At 62.0% G+C, this 18,747-nt stretch carries 21 protein-coding genes; 6 read left to right on the top strand and 15 right to left on the bottom strand.

Features of this window, described 5'->3' with window-relative positions; translation table 11 throughout:
- Positions 1-5 precede the first annotated feature (5 nt).
- Both LY631_RS03120 and LY631_RS03115 read left to right on the top strand, forming a co-directional pair.
- Complete coding sequence (locus tag LY631_RS03120) at positions 6-1,019, top strand: type II secretion system F family protein (RefSeq protein ID WP_274423643.1); 1,014 nt, start codon at positions 6-8, stop codon at positions 1,017-1,019.
- A 29-nt stretch (positions 1,020-1,048) separates the two neighbouring features.
- Complete coding sequence (locus tag LY631_RS03115) at positions 1,049-2,014, top strand: type II secretion system F family protein (protein WP_274423888.1); 966 nt, start codon at positions 1,049-1,051, stop codon at positions 2,012-2,014.
- Here the strand turns inward: LY631_RS03115 and LY631_RS03110 are convergent.
- Genes LY631_RS03110 through LY631_RS03100 form a run of 3 tightly spaced genes read right to left on the bottom strand, consistent with a single transcriptional unit; the run spans position 2,007 to position 4,103 of the window.
- The gene (locus LY631_RS03110) at positions 2,007-2,438 is read right to left on the bottom strand and encodes a Fur family transcriptional regulator (RefSeq protein WP_274423642.1); all 432 of its coding nucleotides are present in this window, start codon (positions 2,436-2,438) and stop codon (positions 2,007-2,009) included. The genes LY631_RS03115 and LY631_RS03110 overlap by 8 nt on opposite strands.
- Positions 2,435-3,259 (bottom strand): metal ABC transporter permease, encoded by an 825-nt coding sequence (locus LY631_RS03105; RefSeq protein WP_274423641.1) that lies wholly within the window; start codon positions 3,257-3,259, stop codon positions 2,435-2,437. The genes LY631_RS03110 and LY631_RS03105 overlap by 4 nt, the downstream gene beginning before the upstream one ends.
- Positions 3,249-4,103, bottom strand: a complete 855-nt coding sequence (locus LY631_RS03100; protein WP_274423640.1) for an ATP-binding cassette domain-containing protein — start codon at positions 4,101-4,103, stop codon at positions 3,249-3,251. Before LY631_RS03100 ends, LY631_RS03105 begins: the two co-directional genes overlap by 11 nt.
- Positions 4,104-4,321: 218 nt before the next feature.
- Here LY631_RS03100 and znuA point away from each other — a divergent pair, with 218 nt between their 5' ends.
- Positions 4,322-5,365 (top strand): zinc ABC transporter substrate-binding protein ZnuA, encoded by a 1,044-nt coding sequence (znuA, locus tag LY631_RS03095; protein ID WP_274423639.1) that lies wholly within the window; start codon positions 4,322-4,324, stop codon positions 5,363-5,365.
- 60 nt (positions 5,366-5,425) lie between these two features.
- On the opposite strand, the gene LY631_RS03090 is transcribed toward znuA, so the two are convergent.
- The 8 genes from LY631_RS03090 to sppA all read right to left on the bottom strand — a co-directional run bounded on the left by LY631_RS03090 (position 5,426) and on the right by sppA (position 12,508).
- Complete coding sequence (locus tag LY631_RS03090) at positions 5,426-6,277, bottom strand: GNAT family N-acetyltransferase (protein ID WP_274423887.1); 852 nt, start codon at positions 6,275-6,277, stop codon at positions 5,426-5,428.
- 135 nt (positions 6,278-6,412) lie between these two features.
- Positions 6,413-8,458, bottom strand: coding sequence for a response regulator (locus LY631_RS03085; protein WP_274423638.1), 2,046 nt, complete (start codon positions 8,456-8,458; stop codon positions 6,413-6,415).
- 80 nt (positions 8,459-8,538) lie between these two features.
- A complete protein-coding gene (gene lspA, locus LY631_RS03080) occupies positions 8,539-9,030 on the bottom strand; it encodes a signal peptidase II (protein WP_274423637.1) in 492 nt (163 codons plus the stop codon).
- The gene (locus LY631_RS03075) at positions 9,027-9,884 is read right to left on the bottom strand and encodes a TrmH family RNA methyltransferase (RefSeq protein WP_274423636.1); all 858 of its coding nucleotides are present in this window, start codon (positions 9,882-9,884) and stop codon (positions 9,027-9,029) included. Before LY631_RS03075 ends, lspA begins: the two co-directional genes overlap by 4 nt.
- 8 nt (positions 9,885-9,892) lie before the next feature.
- Positions 9,893-10,846 carry an ornithine cyclodeaminase family protein gene (locus tag LY631_RS03070; protein ID WP_274423635.1) on the bottom strand — a complete coding sequence of 318 codons (954 nt, stop codon included), beginning with the start codon at positions 10,844-10,846 and terminating at the stop codon, positions 9,893-9,895.
- A complete protein-coding gene (locus tag LY631_RS03065) occupies positions 10,843-11,187 on the bottom strand; it encodes a LapA family protein (RefSeq protein ID WP_274423634.1) in 345 nt (114 codons plus the stop codon). The genes LY631_RS03070 and LY631_RS03065 overlap by 4 nt, the downstream gene beginning before the upstream one ends.
- Positions 11,188-11,199: 12 nt before the next feature.
- A complete protein-coding gene (locus LY631_RS03060; RefSeq protein ID WP_274423633.1) occupies positions 11,200-11,484 on the bottom strand; it encodes an integration host factor subunit beta in 285 nt (94 codons plus the stop codon).
- A 67-nt stretch (positions 11,485-11,551) separates the two neighbouring features.
- A complete protein-coding gene (gene sppA / locus LY631_RS03055) occupies positions 11,552-12,508 on the bottom strand; it encodes a signal peptide peptidase SppA (protein ID WP_274423632.1) in 957 nt (318 codons plus the stop codon).
- 301 nt (positions 12,509-12,809) lie between these two features.
- Here sppA and lptC point away from each other — a divergent pair, with 301 nt between their 5' ends.
- The 3 genes from lptC to lptB all read left to right on the top strand — a co-directional run bounded on the left by lptC (position 12,810) and on the right by lptB (position 14,876).
- Entirely contained in the window at positions 12,810-13,508 is a 699-nt protein-coding gene (lptC, locus tag LY631_RS03050; protein ID WP_274423631.1) for an LPS export ABC transporter periplasmic protein LptC, read from the top strand.
- Positions 13,501-14,061, top strand: a complete 561-nt coding sequence (locus LY631_RS03045) for an LptA/OstA family protein (RefSeq protein WP_274423630.1) — start codon at positions 13,501-13,503, stop codon at positions 14,059-14,061. Before lptC ends, LY631_RS03045 begins: the two co-directional genes overlap by 8 nt.
- 89 nt (positions 14,062-14,150) lie before the next feature.
- A complete protein-coding gene (gene lptB, locus LY631_RS03040; RefSeq protein ID WP_274423886.1) occupies positions 14,151-14,876 on the top strand; it encodes an LPS export ABC transporter ATP-binding protein in 726 nt (241 codons plus the stop codon).
- 269 nt (positions 14,877-15,145) lie between these two features.
- Here the strand turns inward: lptB and phnE (LY631_RS03035) are convergent, their stop codons facing one another.
- The 4 genes from phnE (LY631_RS03035) to phnD all read right to left on the bottom strand — a co-directional run bounded on the left by phnE (LY631_RS03035) (position 15,146) and on the right by phnD (position 18,625).
- Complete coding sequence (phnE, locus tag LY631_RS03035; protein ID WP_274423629.1) at positions 15,146-15,961, bottom strand: phosphonate ABC transporter, permease protein PhnE; 816 nt, start codon at positions 15,959-15,961, stop codon at positions 15,146-15,148.
- Entirely contained in the window at positions 15,961-16,770 is an 810-nt protein-coding gene (phnE, locus tag LY631_RS03030; RefSeq protein WP_274423628.1) for a phosphonate ABC transporter, permease protein PhnE, read from the bottom strand. Before phnE (LY631_RS03030) ends, phnE (LY631_RS03035) begins: the two co-directional genes overlap by 1 nt.
- Positions 16,767-17,606 carry a phosphonate ABC transporter ATP-binding protein gene (phnC, locus tag LY631_RS03025; protein WP_274423627.1) on the bottom strand — a complete coding sequence of 280 codons (840 nt, stop codon included), beginning with the start codon at positions 17,604-17,606 and terminating at the stop codon, positions 16,767-16,769. The genes phnE (LY631_RS03030) and phnC overlap by 4 nt, the downstream gene beginning before the upstream one ends.
- Positions 17,607-17,677: 71 nt before the next feature.
- Positions 17,678-18,625, bottom strand: coding sequence for a phosphate/phosphite/phosphonate ABC transporter substrate-binding protein (gene phnD, locus LY631_RS03020; RefSeq protein WP_274423626.1), 948 nt, complete (start codon positions 18,623-18,625; stop codon positions 17,678-17,680).
- Positions 18,626-18,747: the final 122 nt, after the last annotated feature.

The raw sequence follows: 18,747 nt of genomic DNA, 5'->3' as shown, positions 1-18,747 counted from the left end.
TCTCGATGTTCGGCATGGACGTAACCCTTTTGGCTTTTATCGCGCTTGCCGCCTGCAGCGCCGGAGCGGTGGCCTATGGACTGATGTTCAACGCGGTGGCCAACGAGAAGAAGGCCGGCCGCCGGCTCGAGACGGTCAAGCGCACCGAGACGGACCGCGATATCGTGAAAGCCTCGCGCGACCGCGTCGCCGAAGCAGCCAAGAGGCGCAGAACCATTCAGCAATCGCTGAAGGAGTTGGATGAGAAGCAGCGCGACCGCGAGCAGTATCTCATCCGTCCGCCGCTGACGATCAAACTTCGGCAGGCAGGGCTGGATATGAGTGTGCAGCGCTTCTACGTGCTTTCGGCGGTCAGCGCGGTGGTGGTGACACTGTTGGCGTTCCTGCTGGGTGCACCGCTGTTCGCCCTGCCCGGCGCCCTTCTGGCGGGTGGCCTGGGGCTGCCGCGATGGGTGGTCGTCTATCTGCGCAAACGCCGCATCAAAGCGTTTCTCAACGAGTTTCCCAACGCATTGGACGTGATCGTGCGGGCCGTCCGCTCGGGCCTGCCGCTCAATGACGCGGTGCGGATGATTGCCAGCGAGGCCAGGGAGCCGGTGCGGGCGGAGTTTCGCCGGCTCGTGGAATCCCATCAACTCGGCATGTCTGCGGCCGATGCTGCCATGCGCATGCCCGAAACAATGCCCTGCCCCGAAGCCAATTTCTTCGGCATCGTGATCCAGATCCAGAGCCAGGCGGGCGGCAATCTCTCCGAAGCATTGGGCAATCTTTCGCGCGTTCTCAGGGACCGCAAGAAAATGAAAGCGAAGGTGCAGGCACTTTCGATGGAGGCCAAAGCCTCCGCCGCCATCATCGGCGCGTTGCCCGTCATCGTCGCCGTGCTGGTCTATATCACCAGCCCCGGCTACATCGCGCCGCTTTTCACCACATCGACGGGCCATCTCATTCTCGCGGTCTCGGCCATGTGGATGTGCATGGGGATCTTCGTCATGCGCCAGATGATGAATTTCGAGGTTTAGGGCCTGTGGACAGCGTCGTCAGCACGATCATGGATCCCGGCTTTCTCGTGGCCGTCCTGGTCGCCGTCGCCGTCTTCGCGACGGTCTTCACGGTGATGCCGCTGCAAAGCGACACCTTGCGCACGCGCATGAAGTCCGTCGCCCTCGAACGCGAGGAACTGCGTGCCAAACAGCGCGCGCAACTGGCAGCCGACGCCGAGCGCCGGCGCCGCGGCGGCCTGCGCCAGGAGGACAACCGCGGCCTGCGCAATATTGTCGACCGCCTCGATTTGCGCCGGGCGCTCGTGGACGATGCCACGATCGCCAAGCTGCGCGCCGCCGGCTTCCGCGGTGAGAGCCCGCTGACGAAATTCCTCTTCTTTCGCCTGATTTTGCCCTTTGTTGGGCTGGCGATCGCGGGCTTTTACGTCTTCGGGCTGGGAGCGCTCGCCGAGCAGCCTCTCTTCATGCGTGTTTTCGTGTGCATTCTCGCCGCCTATGCCGGATTCTACCTCCCGGTGCTTTACGTGACCAACCGGGCGACCAAGCGTAAGCAGCAGATACAGCGGGCCTGGCCCGATGCGCTTGACCTCTTGCTCATCTGCGTGGAATCGGGGATGTCGGTGGAGGCGGCTTTCCGCCGGGTGGCGGCCGAGATCGGCACGCAATCGGTAGCGCTCGCCGAGGAATTTGTTCTTACAAATGCCGAGCTTTCCTTCCTTCAGGAGCGCCGGCAAGCCTATGAGAACCTTGCCAACCGCACGGGGCTGGATTCGGTCAAGAGTACGTCGCAGGCACTGATCCAGGCCGAGCGCTATGGCACGCCCGTGAGCCACGCCCTGCGCGTGCTGGCGGACGAGAGCCGAGATGCACGGCTGAACGCGGCCGAGAAGAAAGCCGCCGCGCTGCCGCCGAAGCTTACGGTTCCAATGATCCTTTTCTTCCTGCCAGTCCTTTTCGCCGTAATCCTGGGCCCGGCGGCCATTCAGCTCACGCAGAACGGTATCATCAATTAGAGCGCGCAGGGCTCTCCAATTCGCGCTCAGCGTCGGCGCAGTCGGCGCAGGCGCCTCTGATCTCGATGGTCGTCTTGGCCGGCTTGAACCGGTGCGCCCGCACCCATGTGCCCAGCCGCTCCTCAAGCATCGAATCGCTGAACTCATCGACATTGCCGCACTTCCCGCAAATGGCGAAGGCGATCATCTCGTGGTCGTGGCGGTGGGGCTGGCAGCAGGCGACGAAGGCATTGATGCTTTCCAGCCGGTGGACGAGGCCGAGTTCCTGAAGTTTGTCGAGCGCACGATAGACCTGGAGCGGGGCGCGAAAACCGTCGTCCCGCAACTTGTCGAGAATAGTATAGGCGCTGAGCGGGCCCTCGGCTCCGTCCAGCGCTTGCAGCACCAAAGCCTGATTTCGGGTCAGATCCACTTGTGCGTTCATGGCGATTGTCCTGGCTGAGTATCCCGCGTGCCCAGCAGCGCGGGCAAGCGTACGAGGCTGACGAGGAACAGAATGAGCGCGGCCACCACGATAGACGGTCCCGAAGGTGTATCAAAATGCAGTGAGCCGAATAGTCCCGTGACCACGGCAACAGCGCCCGTCAAGGATGCCGCCACCGCCATCGTCTCCGGCGTGGCGGCGAATCGGCGCCCGGCTGCGGCCGGTATGATGAGCAGCGATGTAATCAGGAGAATACCCACGATCTTCATGGCGATGGCGATCATGGCGGCCATCAGGAGCATGAATATGAAGCGCGCCCGCTCCGGCCGCATGCCTTCGGCCTCCGCGATCTCGCCGTTGACCGTCGCCGCCAGAAGCGGCCGCCAGAGCCACGCCAACACGGCCAGCACCGCGGCACCGCCGCCGTAGATCATTGCGATGTCCAGGCGTGAGACAGCCAGAATGTCGCCGAACAGGAAGCCCATTAGGTCGATCCGGACCCAGCTCATGAAGGCGACCATGACCAGACCGAGCGCCAGAGTGGAATGGGACAGAATGCCCAAAAGAGCATCCGTTGAGAGTGTCCCCTGCCGCTGCAAGGCCAACAGCGCCACGGAAGCCATCGCGGCGGCAATGAAGACCCCGACCATCAGGTTGATCTCGAACCAAAAGGCGAGCGCCACGCCCAAAAGGGCCGAATGCGCCATCGTATCCCCGAAATAGGCCATGCGCCGCCACACGACGAAACAACCGAGCGGCCCTGCAACGATGGCGAGACCGACGCCGGCAACCAGCGCGCGGGTGAAGAAATCATCCAGCATTGCGGTTGGCCCCTACGGTCTCGTCATCTGAGGCGCCGGTCGCTTCCCGGCTCGTGGCGTCGCAGGTCTCCGCAACCGTGCCGTCCGCGTGGCGCACGCGGCCGTCCGGCAGATGCGTATGGTCGTGGTGATGGCGGTAGATGGCAAGCGTCTCGCCGGCCCGCGAGCCGAAGAGCTGCATGTATTCGGCGCTCTTGACCACATTCTCCGGCGTGCCGCGGCAGCAGACATGACCGTTCAGGCAGAGCACCGTGTCGGTTTCGGCCATGACCACGTGCAGATCATGGGAGATAAGCAGGACGCCGCACCCGGTACGGTCGCGGATCTCCCGGATGAGCTGATAGAGCGCGATCTCCCCGGAGAAGTCGACTCCTTGGACCGGCTCGTCGAGCACCAGAAGATCGGGTTTGCGCGCCAGCGCACGGGCCAAAAGCGCGCGCTGGAACTCGCCCCCCGAAAGCGTCTGCACCTCCGCCTTCGCCAGATGCTCGATACCCGCCGCCTCAAGCGCCTCTTGAAGCGCTGTTCGGTCGAGCCGGCCCGTCAATGTCATCAGGCGCTCGACGGTGAGCGGTAGCGTCCAGTCCACTGTGACCTTCTGCGGCACATAGCCTATTTTCAAGGAGCGAGACCGCTCCACCATGCCCTGGTCCGGCCGCAACACACCAATGGCAGTCTTGACTGTCGTACTCTTGCCCGACCCGTTCGGCCCGATGAGAGTGACGATCTCACCGCGGCGGACGGTCAGGTCCACGCCACGAACGAGCCAGCGCCCGCCCCGGTGAATGCCGGCGTTTCGCATTTCGACCAGCGACTGCCCGTCTCCCGCCATCTTCTGCAGCATTCGTTTTTCCAAACTCTCTTGCCATGCATATGGCACACGTTATAGGGTTACGCAACCGATGTGTAATGTTATTACATATGATCGCGAAGGATCGCACGTCGATCCCGAGCAGTCCGGGCGGCTTGCCAGCAACCAATCAGAACAGTATAGAAATGCCACGTATGTAATGTGATAACATTATCCAACACTTGCATTTACCACAAATGAGGGATCTCCGAATGTTCAGGTCACGTCACCTCCTGCTTGGCGCCGCTACCGCGCCCCTCCTCGTTGCCGCGCAGGCGGACGCTGCTGAAAAGGTCGTCGCCTCCATCAAGCCCGTTCACTCGCTGGTTGCGGCTGTTATGGAAGGTGCGGGAACTCCTGAACTGCTCGTGAAGGGAGCGGCTTCGCCGCACACCTATTCGATGCGCCCGTCTGAAGCCGGGATGCTGGAAGATGCCGATTTGGTCTTCTGGGTGGGCCCGGGAATCGAAACATTCCTGGAATCGTCGCTGCAATCGCTGGCGGGCGATGCCGAAGTTGTAATGCTTTCCGAAACGCCCGGCCTGACGCAGCTCGAGATCCGCGAGGGCGGCGCTTTCGAGGCTCACGACCATGATCACGGCGATCATGCCGGCCACGATGATGCCGGCGACCACGACCATCATGACGAGGCGCATGGTAAGCATCATCCCGAGCATGAGGATCACGACCACGCGGCTCATGACGATGATCATGGTCACGACCATGCGCATGACGAGGTTGATACGCATATCTGGCTGGACCCGGAAAATGCGCGCGTGATGGTGCACCACATCGCGCATTCTCTCTCCCAGGCCGATCCGCAGAACGCGTCGATTTATGAACAGAACGCCGCCGCACTCTATACTCGCATCGACACACTGATCGCCGAAACCGAGGAAGCGCTGGCGAGCGTCGACGACGAAACCTTCGTCGTCTTCCATGATGCTTTCCATTATTATGAAAACCGCTTCGGTCTGCAGGCGGCCGGATCCATTACGGTCAGCCCCGAGGTTCTGCCGGGCGCACGGCGGCTCAGAGAAGTCCAGGACAAGATTGTGGAACTGGGCGCCACTTGCGTCTTCCGTGAGCCGCAGTTCGAACCCAAGCTCATCAGCGTCGTCACGGAAGGAACGGATGCCCGCTCCGGTGTGCTCGATCCGCTCGGAGCCGATCTCGAGGACGGCCCGGATCTTTATTTCACGCTGATTGGAAACCTGACTGAGTCGCTTGTCGGCTGCCTGTCGGCCGACTCATGATTGGGCAAGCCGTGGTACTCGACCGCGGCCCGCCATCGGAGGCCGAGGCGGTGATCGACATCAGGCAGCGAACCGCTCGGCCTCCGCGCCGTAGTACGCCACATAGCGCTTCGAAATCGCCTCGACCGGCAGCACGACGAGAACGTCAGTCGTCGAGAAATCCGGGTCGACGACACAGCCCTCGCCAAACTTTGCGCCGAGGCGCAGATATCCCTTGATAAGCGGCGGCAGGGCCGTGAGAGCCGATTTCATGTTGACCGCCTCACATGGCATCAGATCCATAGGAATATAGCGGCTGTTGCGCGCCCGGACGTGCCACGTCCCCTCGGCCTGGCAAAAATGAGCGAGGAAGGAGAGCGCCTCGGCGTGGGCGGCCGGAACCGTGCCCGGAAAGGAGGCGCAGCCGGTCATCACATCGATGCGATTTTGGCGGCAATAGGCCCAGATACCCTGCCACAGCAGCTCGATCGTACGCTTGGAGCGATAGGCAGGAAGAACGCAGGAGCGGCCGAGTTCGAGAAAGCGCTTGTCGGGATGGCGATTGAGCAGGCTTTTCAGCTCGAATTCGTCCTCCGAATAAAAGCCGCCCGCCGCGATGGCTTTTTCCGGCGGCAGAAGCCGGTAAGTCCCGACGATCCTTTCGTGCACGGCGCCGGATAAGGCCGTGTCGATTACCAGGAGGTGGTCGCATACGGCGTCGAAGCGATCGGCGTCGCGCTCTTCCTGAACTTCCAAAGCCCGGGTCTTCGCCCCCATTTCCTGATAAAAGACCTGAAAGCGAATCGCTTGCGATGCCGCGACCTCGCGTGCATTGCAGGCAAGCCGCACTTCGAGGGAGCCGATACGTCCGAGGACGGATGTCTCCGGACACGCTCCTTCCCCTACATTGTTGCGGCATTTTACCGGTTTCAGCGTCAGGCCTTGCACCAATTCTCTTCCTCCACCTAGGGTCAGAAGCTTTCCTGATCCTGCCAACGAAGCGGAAATAATGGCAAGCTGCGACAACAGGATGACAGGAAAGAATGCGGCTTACAATCGCGCGCTCTGTTACGCCATAGCGTGGGATTCGACCGCGGAAAGCAGCCGATCGGGATCGAGCGGCTTCGCAATAAAGCCGCTGGCGCCGTGGGACAGCACGGAGTGACGCGTCTTTTCCTGGCCGTCCGCCGAAAGAACGAGAATGGGGATGGGAGGCAGCCCGATTTCCTCCTCATAGCGGCGGATATTGGAGATGGCGTCGAGGCCGTCCATAACAGGCATATGCAGGTCCATCAGCACGATGTCGTGCTCGCGCACCGGGTGGGTGAGCGCATCGACTGCGGCTCGACCGTCGGGGACGACGCGGACGCGATAGCCCGCCCTGGTCAGGGCCGCGCGCGCAAGCATGGCGTTGATCTCGTTATCCTCGGCAACAAGCACGCGCATGCCCGCGGCCTCGGCCGGCGCGGATCCCTTTTTCGCGGGGCGTGTTTCCGGCTTCGCCCTTTCCGGCGGGCTTAGCCGGTCATTGAGAAGCATGCGCAAAAGCGTGCGCCCGCGTACCGGGCGGGCCAGGAAAATGCCGTAACCATTGGCACGGAAAGTCGTCAGCCGCCCCCGATCGGTGGGTGCGATCAATGTCAGGGCCTGTGCTGCCGAAAGCCCCTGTCGACGCAGGTTCTTCAACAGGTCGCCGCGGTCGTTTTCGAGCGAGGCATCAACGAGAAGAGCGTCGAAGCCGTTCTTTCGGCGGCGCAGAAGGGCGGCCGCGCTCTTCTCGCTATCGAAGATACGCGCCTTGCCGCCATGCTCGCGAACGGTCATGGCGAGCGCCTCTCCCTCCACCGCGTGTGGCGTGATGATCGCGACATCCCAGCCCTTCAGCGCAAGCGGAGCTTCGCTCGCACCCTCCGTTTCACCGGCGGGTGTCGTGATGCTAAAGGCCGCCCCCTCTCCCGGTGCGCTCTCCACGGATATCTCGCCGCCCAGCGCGGATGCCAGACGCCGGCTGATCGCCAAGCCCAACCCGGTACCTCCGTGCCGGCGCGTCGAACTGGTGTCGGCCTGCTCGAATTCCTGGAAGATGCGCGCGATCGCTGACTGGTCCAGGCCCGGCCCCGTGTCCACAACCTTGAAGGCCACCGCGGGCTCGCCCTTGATCTCGGCGTTTCGGACCATGACCAGAACGCCGCCTTCATCGGTAAACTTGATCGCATTTCCGACGAGGTTCAGCATGATTTGACGGAGCCGGCCGGGATCGGTCGTGATCGTTTCCGGCACGTCTGGGGCAATGTGGCAGCCAAGACCGATATTTTTGGTGAAAGCGCGCGCGGCCATGAGCTCGACGATATTTTCCACCAGCTCGCGAACTGAGACGGCCTGCAGCTCCAGTTCCAGCCGCCCGGCCTCAATCTTGGAATAGTCGAGCAGGTCCTCGATCAGCGCCAGGAGAGCGCTCGCAGAGGTCGAGATCGCGCCGACATAAGTTCGTTGCTCGTCGGAAAGGCGGGTGTCGGCCAGCAACGTCGCCATCCCCATGATGCCGTTCATGGGCGTGCGGATTTCGTGGCTGACGGTGGCGAGGAACCGGGATTTTGCGATGCTGGCCTGCTCGGCGCGCTCGCGCGCGTTGACAAGCGCCGTCTCGGTGCGCTTGCGGCCGGTGATCTCCCGGGCGATGCTCCAGCGCGTGGCAGCCTCGCCGTCGCGCTCCGGCATGAGGAACTCCGTCCAGGAGAACCACCGCAATCCGCCCTTGCCGGCGATTGAAACGTCCTTGAATTCGAGCGCATCGCCTTCCGTGAACCGAGAGTCGGGGACGTGATCGATCTCGATTCCGAGTTGTGGAAGCGTCTCGCCGACCAGTTCGTCCTGCGTGGTCTCCATCAGCTCGCAGAAAACGCGGTTGGCATAGAGAATGCGTCCTTCCCGATCCCGATGGAGCACGAGGTCGCCAAGCGCGTCGTGGAGGGCGAGGAAACGCCGCTCACTGTGCTGGGCTGCTTCGCCTGGTTCGGGAGCGACATGTTCCGGCTCCGCGTCGGGTTCCAGCCGTGGCTCGGGTGCCCGAGACCATGTCCGTTTCAGGAACTGCTTAATGCCCGTCATCACCATGACGCACATTCATACATCGCGGGCATTTCGGAAGATTTTGGGAAAGCGTTCGAATCTGAGGCGTTACGGAAACGCCTTGTTTACCCAGATGACCCGTGTCTTTTCGCCCGCCGCCAGGCAAAGAATTCTTCCAGGATAATCAGGGCGGCACCGATGGTGATCAGCGCATCGGCCAGATTGAAAATGGCGAACGACCAGACTGGCGTATGGAAATAGACGTAGTCGACCACGTAACCGCGCAGGGCGCGATCGATGAGATTTCCGAACGCTCCGCCGATGATCAGGGCAAAGCCGAGCCGCGCGAAAAGCTGCGTGGGCTCGGTGCGGATGGCTAGGACCACCATGAAGATGATGACCGCGATCATCAGAAGGCTGAGCCAGGGGCCGCCGACACCGGAGAAGAGCGAAAAGGCAACGCCCGTATTTCGCGAATGCAGAAGCGACAGAAAGGGAAGGATGTCGATGCGGCCGTGGAGAGGCATCCACATCTCCACCAGGAGTTTGAGCGCCTGGTCAATGGCGGCGGAGAGCAGGATGATCAGGCCGTAGAATGAGAGAGAGCGCGTGGTCATGAAGCCCGGTCCACTTCGGTGGGGAACACCGCGCGGCGGGCCTCATAGAGCATGATTCCCGCGGCGACGGCCAAATTGAGTGATTCCGCCTTGCCCGCCTGCGGGATGCGGACGAGACGGTCACAATTGTGAGAGAGCGGCTCGGAGAGACCGTGCTTCTCGTTTCCCATGAGGAGCAGGACGGGTTGCGCTGCATAGTCGGGTACGCGAAAGTCTTCCGCGCCTTCCATGTGCGTACCGACGGTGAGGCCCGAAAAGCTTCGGCGCCAGGACAGGAATGCACTCTCTTCCGCCCGCGCGATGGGGATGGAGAAGAGCGATCCCATTGTGGCGCGAACAGCTTCCACGGAAAAGGGGTCGACGCATGCCCCTACAAGGATGATGCCCTTCGCACCGACCGCATCGACCGTACGTATTATTGTGCCGAGATTGCCCGGATCGCGCACCCGGTCGAGCGCCAGCCAAACGTCGCCCCTCGCAGGGCGAATGGAGTCCAGCGGCTGGTAGCGCTGCTCGAAAACGCCGACCAGGCCCTGCGGGTTCTCCCGGTGCGCGACCGTGGAAAGGATCTTGTTGCCGACTTCCAGCACCAGCCCGCCGGCGGCGATGGTCCGCGCAGCGATCTTTTCCATGACGGCATCGCGCTCAGCCGTGGCACAAAGGAGCGTGCGGATCGTCCACCCGGCATCCAGCGCTTGCCGGATCGCCTCCGCTCCTTCCGCGATAAAGGCGCGGTCCCGGTCGCGGTGCTTTTTGAGCCAAAGCGCCCGGATATCCTTGATGATCGGGTTGGACAGGCTCGTCACCGCCTTGACGCGGCCCGGCGCCCGTTTCTCCCTGCCCGCCTCGCTCATGGGATGACCTAGCCAGAAGAGGCGCGATAAACGGCTATGCCGGCGGCGAGGTCCTCGATTGCAGCGCCCACTGACTTGAACAGCGTGATCGCCTCGTCGCTCTGGCGCCCCCGCTTCTCTCCACGCGTCAGCTCGAAAAGATCGGCACGGATGGCATCGGTGGTGAAGGCGCCGGACTGAACCGCCTGGACAATATCGCCGGCTTCCTTGGTCGCACCGGCGCGGGTGTCCACATACACCTCCGCCCGGACAAGCGCAGCATCGTCACTTTCACGCATGATGGGCGAGAAGGCGCCAACAAGATCCACATGAGTACCGGGCGTGAGCAATTCGCCGCGCACGAGGGGCACGGTCGAGATGGTGGCGCAGGAGACGATATCAGCCCAGCCGACCGCCTCGTCGAGGTCGTCGACTGCGGTGGCCTCAAAGCCGTCCCGGCGCAGCGATTCGGCCAATTTCTCCGCATTGGCCGGGGTGCGGTTCCATACCCGGACGGACCGAATCGGCCGCTGACTGGCGTGGGCGCGCACCAGATGGGGTGCGAGCGCACCAGCGCCGACCATCAGGAGACGCGAGGCGTCCGAACGCGCCAAATAGGATGTGGCAAGCCCCGAAGCGCAGGCGGTGCGCCAGAGTGTCAGTCGCTGCCCGTCGATCAGAGCTTGCGGTTCACCTGTCGTGCCGTTCATCAAAAGATAAACGCCCATTACGGCGGGTTTGCCTATTGCATTGTTGTCCGGCGAGACCGCCGCGACCTTCACACCAATATGGCCGTCCTTCTGCGCCGGGTTGTTCCAGGCAGGCATGAGCAGCAGCGTGCTGTCTTGTCCCTCGGGTCGCTCGATAGTGTGGTGGTGACGGACAGGCTGGACAGCGCCGGCCCGGAAGGCCTCCCTCAAGATCTCCACCAGACCGCCATGGGTCAGGCACTCATCGACCTGGGCGCCGGAAATCGTCATCATGGGGACCTCCGCTCCTTAGCATCGGCAGGGGCAAGCGCGACGGCACGTTCTTCGCGTTCGGCCGCTTTGCGGCGTAATTGTTCAGCTTCCTGCGTCCGCTCACGCGCGATGCGGCGATAGCGCCCCTGGCGAATCCAAGTGGCAACGCTGCCGATAATGACGCCGAGGATAAGTGTGATGAAAAGATAGACGAAAAGCGGCCAATGGATCGTCAGGCCGGGACTCCCGGGATCGAAAGGATTGAGCGTAAAAGGCGCAGTCGCGCGGTTGGCGACGGCGAGTACGATCAGGAGAATCGCCAGAGGCACGACCACGACGACAAGAAAAAAGCGATGGAGCATGTGGCCTCTGGGTTACTTTCCGGCATTCAGCCGCTCACGCAGCTCCTTGCCGGTCTTGAAAAAGGGCACCCACTTCTCCTCGACGTGAACGGTTTCTCCGGTCCGAGGATTGCGGCCCGTCCGGGCGGGCCGGTTTTTCACGGAAAAGGCTCCGAAGCCGCGCAATTCGACACGGTTTCCTTCCGCCAGGGCTTGGGTGATCTCCTCAAAAATCGCATTCACAATATTTTCGACATCGCGCAAAAACAGGTGCGGGTTTCGATTTGCAATGGTCTGCACCAGTTCCGACTTAATCATTCTAATATTCCACCGCTTTCGAATAACCGGGATTCAGCGAACTTGTGGTTTATTTTCAATCCCGCATTTAACTTTTTTCAGGTTGCCAGACGGATAGCAGACCGTCAAGGAAGAGACGCTCTGCTCCCACTTGCCGCAGGAGGTCCTCCGCCGTGGGTATGCCGAAAAGGCCAGCAAGCCAGGTGCCTGCAATGCCCGGCAGGAACAGCGAGCCTTCGGTGTCACGAGGTTTCCACTCCACTATGTTCAACTCCTCGGAAAGCCCTTGAGACACGAGCCAGTTCTTGGCTTCTTCCGGGCCGCCCACGGAATCGACCAGCTTGTTGTCCATGGCCTGTCGGCCGGTAAAGACCGCGCCGTCGGCGAGGGTCAGGACCTCCTGGCGCGACAGCGGTCGCCGGGCCGTAACGATATCCACGAACCAGTCATAGCTGTCGCGAACCATCGACCCCAGCATCTGGCGCTCCTCGTCGGTCGTTGGATTGAAAGGCGACGGTTCGGCCTTGAGCGGGGAAGATTTTACCTCCTCCACCTGAATGCCAAGCTTATCCAACAACTCGGTGACGTCCGGATACTGCACGATAACACCGATCGAACCGACGATGGACGACTGGCGCGCGACGATATGGTCGGCTGCACTCGCCACCATGTAGCCGGCGGATGTGCCGAGTGTGCCGATCTGCGCGACGACCGGTTTTTCGTCCGCCAGACGCCTGATCTCCTCGAAATAGGCCTCGCCGCCAACGGTCGTTCCACCCGGCGAATCGACGGTGATGATAGCGCCTTGAGCGGCTTCGGATTCCCGAAGTCGCTTCAGAAGATCAAGCATCTCCTCGTCGCCTGTGATCGCACCGTTTATGTGTACGCGGGCGATATGGGAGGTGCCGGTCAGCGCGTCACCGAAAAGCCACCGCCCAGCCACGACGAGGATGACGCCGAGAATGAGAAAGACGGCGACGCGCCAGAAGGTCAGCTTGCGCCGGAGACGTCTGCGGTCGATCAGATCGTCGGCTCGGGTGGACATGGACGGGCCTCTCTCCTGATAGGCTGTAATGACGATTTAACGGTTGGCTGCGCCGCGCGCAAATCGTTAGTCGTCACAACCTGGTATCTTCCATGATGCTTGCGTTCTAAACGAAGCCGCGCATATGAGCTACCATGTTTCGCGGCTGAGAAGGAATAGCGTGCCCATCCGATTGTTCCTCCTTAAAAAAAACCCATATTGGGGCCATGTTGGCGGTGCGGCGGGGTTTCGCGTCTGTCCGCGCTAGGCGAAGGGCGGCAGGCGTTCTGGCGAGGGCCTGACGCCTTTACGGGAGTGGCGGATGCAGGACGGTCTTGAAGCGGAAACGGCCGGAACGCCGATCAGGCGCAGCGAACGTGGAGAAGAGGCCTTTTCCCGGGCGGCGCGTCATTCCCGGCGGGTGCGTGTGCTGAAATTCGTCCTTCCGGTCGTCGCGGTGGTGGCATCGGCGCTCCTTCTCGGTTATTCCTTTCTTTTCTCGATTGGCGGGGATTCGGTGAATCCCGGATCCGTCTCGATCGAAAGCGGCAATCTGGTTATGGACAATCCTTCGCTCGACGGTTTCACCAGCGCCAATCTGCCCTATCACATGACCGCCGCGCGGGCGCGGCAGGCGATCGGCGGCGAGGATGGAGGAGCCATCCTGCTCGAGGATATTTCGGCCACAGTGCCGATCGACGAGCATAATGAGGCTTCGATTCGAGCCACGGCAGGCACCTTCGAGCGCGGGAACGACCGCCTCAAGCTCGACGATTCGATCACCGTCAGGACGACCTCCGGAATTACTGCCCGGCTGCAGTCGGCGGAGATCGATATGGACTCCGGCAGTCTTACGACCGAGGATCCGGTAGAAATCGATCTCGACGGCATCCAGGTGCGGGCCAACAAGTTCAATGCCACGGGAGGTGGTGAGCGGCTCGTTTTCGAAGATCGCGTGCGCGTCCGTATGGACCCGAAGCAGGTCAGGCGCACGTCAGCACAGAGGAAAGAGAATGAATAGATTTTTTCGCTGGTTCCTTGCGCCGGTTTTCCTGCTCGCATTTTCGGCAGTAGCCTGGTCGCAGGGAGCACCCACGGGTCTGGCGTTGTCCAATGACGAGCCGATCCAGATCGAGAGCGACAAGTTCGAGCTGGACGACAATCAGAGTCTCGGCGTCTTCACGGGAAACGTATCCGTGGTGCAGGGCGAAATGTCGCTCCGGGCCGCACGCATGCAGGTCCACTATAACAATGAGAATGGCGGCTCAAACAATGGGAATGGCGGCTCAGTGGCCGCTGGCGGAGGACAAATCGAGAAGATCGAGCTTGACGGCGGAGTCTATCTGAGTTCCGGGGATCAGGAGGCAACGGGCGATGCCGGCACGTTCGACATGAACACGGAAGTACTCGTCCTCACCGGAGAAGAAGTGGTGCTGACCGAGGGCGATAACGTGGTGGTCGGCTGTCGCCTGACCGTACAGATGGCCACGGGTCAGGCGACGCTGGAAAGCTGCAAGGATCAAAAGACGAACCGGGTCAGAATGCTTCTCAATCCGCGTTCTCAGGACCAGTAACGGATAGCCAAGTGAATTTCTTTTCCCGCCAGAAGGATGCTCCGGCCGATGAGGCTGCACAGCCGCAAGGCGCCGCCACGGCGGAGCGGCTGAACGGCACGCTGATTGCGCGCGACCTCACCAAATCCTACAAGAATCGCCAGGTCGTCAGCGGTGTGTCTCTCGGCGTTCGCGCCGGCGAGGCCGTCGGCCTTCTGGGGCCGAACGGGGCCGGCAAAACCACCTGCTTCTACATGGTTACCGGGCTTGTGCCCGTCGACAAGGGAAGCATCTATATCGACGGGCACGATGTCACTTCCATGCCCATGTATCGCAGGGCGCGCCTGGGGATCGGATACCTGCCCCAGGAGGCTTCGATCTTCCGCGGCCTGACAGTGGAGGGGAACATCCGCGCGATCCTGGAGGTGGTCGAGAAGAGCCGCAAGGAGCGCGAGCGGTCGCTGGACGCTCTGCTCGAGGAGTTTCACATCGGCCATCTACGCAAGGCGCCGTCCATCTCACTGTCCGGCGGCGAGAGACGTCGGCTGGAGATTGCACGCGCGCTGGCAAGCAAGCCGAATTTCATGCTGCTCGATGAGCCGTTCGCGGGCATCGATCCAATTGCCGTGACGGACATCCAGGATCTCGTGCGGCATTTGACTGCGCGCGGCATTGGCGTTCTCATCACCGATCACAATGTGCGCGAGACACTGGGGCTGATCGACCGCGCCTATATCATCCATGCCGGGCAGGTCCTCACCCATGGACGGCCGGCCGATATCGTCGGCAATGCCGATGTCCGGCGGCTTTATCTCGGCGAGGGATTTACACTTTAGATCGGATTACCGGGGCAGAACTCCAGCCCAGCAGCGGTGGCTGTGAGATTCGTCTGTGGTGACCCCATAGTCCTCTGCAGTTTCTTGGGAGTAGCGTTCGGTCGCGACATGCCCCGTAACTTTGAACGCGCCACTTCTCAGGCAGCCGGTCAATTGAACAGGAGCACACTGCAGTCGGCTTGCGACCGTAGAACCTAGTCCTCACCGCGTTCTTCATGCTTTCTACCACCGCTTCCGCACAGAATATCGAAGCGGGCAAGCGCGTCGCATCATATGATGGCGCGCCGCACCTTCGAAGACACCCATTCCGAGAGAATGACGGTGAGCAGGATGAGGGCGAAGATGACGGTGACCTGCGACCACGCAAGCACGTTGAGCGAACTCTGCAGTTGCAGTCCGATACCGCCGGCGCCGACCAGGCCGAGAATGGTGGATTCGCGGATGTTGATGTCCCAGCGGAAAACCGTAATGCCCGCGAAGGTGGGCAGCACCTGCGGGATAATACCGTAGTCAATGACCTGCCAGCCGCCGGCGCCGGTGGCACGCACGGCCTCGACCTGGCTCTCGTCAATCTCCTCGATGGCTTCGTAGAGCAGTTTGCCGACGAAGCCAATGGAGCGCAGCGCGATGGCGATGATGCCTGCAAGCAGCCCCGGGCCGAGGATCGCCACGAGCAGCAGCGCCCAGATCAGGGAATTGATCGAGCGCGAGGCAACGATGATGAACAGCGCGATCGGCCGTAAAATGAGCGCCGAAGGCGTGGTGTTGCGTGCGGCGAAGAATGCGGTCGGCACCGCCAGCACGGTACCGATCACCGTGCCAAGGGTGGCGATGTTTAGGGTGTCCCAGAGGGGAGCCCATAGCTTGTTCAGGTACGACAGACGTGGCGGCCATGAGCGAGAGAGAAGGTCGCCTGCCTGGCGCGGCGCGTCCTGCACGAAAGCCCAGATGGTGTTCTCGTTCATGACCCGCCAAGACAGGACGAAGACGACGCCAGCGGCGAACCAGCCGAGCCAGACCGCCCATTCGCCGGCCGTGGTGTGCTTCCGCCATGTCCGGCCGGAGAGGGTTGAACCGGCGGGCATCACTGCACCCATTTGCGAATGTGGCTGGAGCCGTACTCGGCCAGCATGACGAGGATAATGATGAGGATCAGGATTGCACCCGCCGTGTTGTAGTCGTAGCGCTGCATGGAGGTGTTGAGCGTAGCGCCGATGCCGCCCGCGCCGACGATGCCGATGACCGCAGATTCGCGGAAATTGATATCGAGCCGGTAGAGCGAAAGGCCGACCAGCCGCGGCATGACCTGGGGCTGGATGCCGTAATTGACGATCTGCCACCACGTCGCGCCGGTAGCGCGGGTGGCCTCGGCCTGGCTCTCGTCGATCTCCTCGATATCGTCGGCGAGGAGTTTCGAAAGGAAGCCGATGGTGGCGAAGGACAGCGTCAGGAAGCCAGCGAAGGGGCCGAAGCCGAACATGGCGACGAACAGGATGGCGATGACGATTTCCTGAAAGGCGCGGGAGACGGCGATGATCGACCGGCACAGGAGATAGACGGGCGCCGGCGCCAGGTTGCGCGCGGCGCCGAGGCCGATGGGTATGGAGATGAGCACGCCGACGATGGTCGAGCAGACGGTCATGGTCACGCTCTCCACCATGCCGCGCCAGATATCGTTGGCGCGCGTCACGAAATCGGGAAGCAGAAAACCCTGCGCAAAGCGCGCGCCGCGATCCAAGCCTTCATAGACCCGCTGCCAGTTGATCTCCAGCGTACCGAACGCGGCGAGGAAATAGATCAGCGCCCCGCCATAGATGATCCAGCGCCATAAGCGGCTCTGGATCAAGACCGGCGGGCGCCGCCATTGGCGCGGTGCAGCGGCGACTCCCGTCATACGAGGCCTGCCATGCGCTCTTCTCGGGCCTGCTCGAAGGCGGCTGCCTCCTCGTCGTCGCGCGCCTCGTCTTCCTTCTCCTTACGCATGGCGTGCCAGTCCTCCTCGCCGTAAATCGCGGTGAGGGCCTTCTCGTCCAGCGCATCGGGCGGACCGTCGAAGACGACCTGGCCGGCCTGTAGTCCGACGATGCGGTCTACGAACATCTGCGCCAGCGTGACGTCGTGGATGTTGATGATGGCCGGCAGCGACCGCTCGCGGCAGACCTCGCAAATGAGCCGCATGATCTGGCGCGATGTCTTCGGATCGAGCGAAGCGGTCGGCTCGTCCACCAGGAGAAGTTCCGGGTCCTGCTCGAGCGCGCGCGCTATGCCGACCCGCTGGCGCTGGCCGCCGGAGAGCGCGTCGGCACGCTTATCGACATGATCGGAAAGGCCAACCCGGTCGAGAAGAGCGAAGGCCTTCTCGACATCCGCTGCAGGAAAGCGGCGGAAGAAGGAGCGCCAGAAGGGAACGTAGCCAAGGCGGCCGGACAGCACGTTCTCCATCACCGTCAGGCGTTCCACCAGTGCATATTCCTGGAAGATCATGCCGATGCGGCGGCGCATTTTCCGCAGCGCCGTGCCGTTGAGCGTGGTCAGGTCCGTCCCGTTCAGGAGCACCTTGCCGGCGGTGGGCTCGACGAGGCGGTTGATGCAGCGGATGAGGGTCGATTTGCCGGCGCCCGAAGGGCCGATGAGGCCGACGACCTGACCGCGGTCAACGGTGAAAGAGACGCCGTTCAGCGCCCTGTCACCCGTCCTGTAGCGCTTCTCCAGCTTCTCGATCGTCAGCATGCAGCCCACCTCGTATAGGCCAAGGGCGGAGACCCATGGTGGGTCCCCGCCCCCGGGAGTTCAAGCAGTTTCTACTGGCAGTCGTAGGAAACGTCGTTGGCTTCATCAATCTGCCGGATCACCGCCCAATCGTCCTTGAAGGCGATCTCGATGAACTGCTCCTCACCGGACTTGCTAAACTCTTCCGCGAGCGCGGAGCCTTCCCACGGGAACGAGAAGAAGGCTTCGCGGATCTTGTCCTGCAGCTCCGGGCGCAGATTGTAGACCGTTCCATAGCCGGTGGTGGGGAAGGTCTGTGAGGTGTAGACGGTCTTGATCTGGTCGGCGGAGATGACCTCGCGCTCGATCATGCGGCCCTTCACCGAGTTGGCGATCGCTGCCGCTTCGTAATCGCCATTGGCAACGCCGAGAATGGAGGTGTCGTGCGAACCGGAAAAGGCGGGCGTGAAGTCTTCGTCGGCGACCATATCAAACTCGCTCTTGAGAATGGCCGACGGCGCCTTGAAGCCGGAATTGGAGGTTTCCTGCGTGAAGGCGATCTGCCCCCCGCGCAGGTCCTCGACCCCTTCGGCGTCGGAATCGGCCGGCACGATGATTTCCATCTCGTAGCCGAAGGAGCCATCCTCGGCGGCCATCATCGCGAAGGGGCGGAAGCCCGCGCAGGCAACGGCAATCGGATTGGAACCGGTGTTGAAGCCTGAGACGTGGAGACGGCCTGCACGCATGGCCTCGAGCTGGGCGGCGTTCGACTGCACGGGAAAGAAGTCGACATTCTTGCCGGTCACCTCTTCCATGTGCTCCAGGAATCCGGCCCAGACATCGGCATAGACGGCGGGATCCTCGACAGGCGTATAGGCGAAAATGAGCGTGTCCGGATCGATAAGCTGGCTCTCGTCGGTGGGAATATCGGCCACAAGATCGCCGTCGGCATCCTGATACCGGCTGTCAAGCTTGAACTCGGCATGTGCCGGGAGTGCGAAGGCCACTGTAAGGGCCAGAGCGGCGGCGACTTTCTTCATGACGTTCTCCCATTGGATTAAAGGCTTGGATTGAGGCCCGATTATCGCAGGCGCGTATCAGTTTTGTGACAGTGAATGTCGCGCGTTTGTCATCGTAAAAGGAGCGGGATTTGCCATTGTGA

The sequence above is a fragment of the Chelativorans sp. YIM 93263 genome, from assembly GCF_028767125.1.
Classification (GTDB): domain Bacteria; phylum Pseudomonadota; class Alphaproteobacteria; order Rhizobiales; family Rhizobiaceae; genus Chelativorans.
This window is presented reverse-complemented; position numbering and strand designations above follow the sequence as displayed.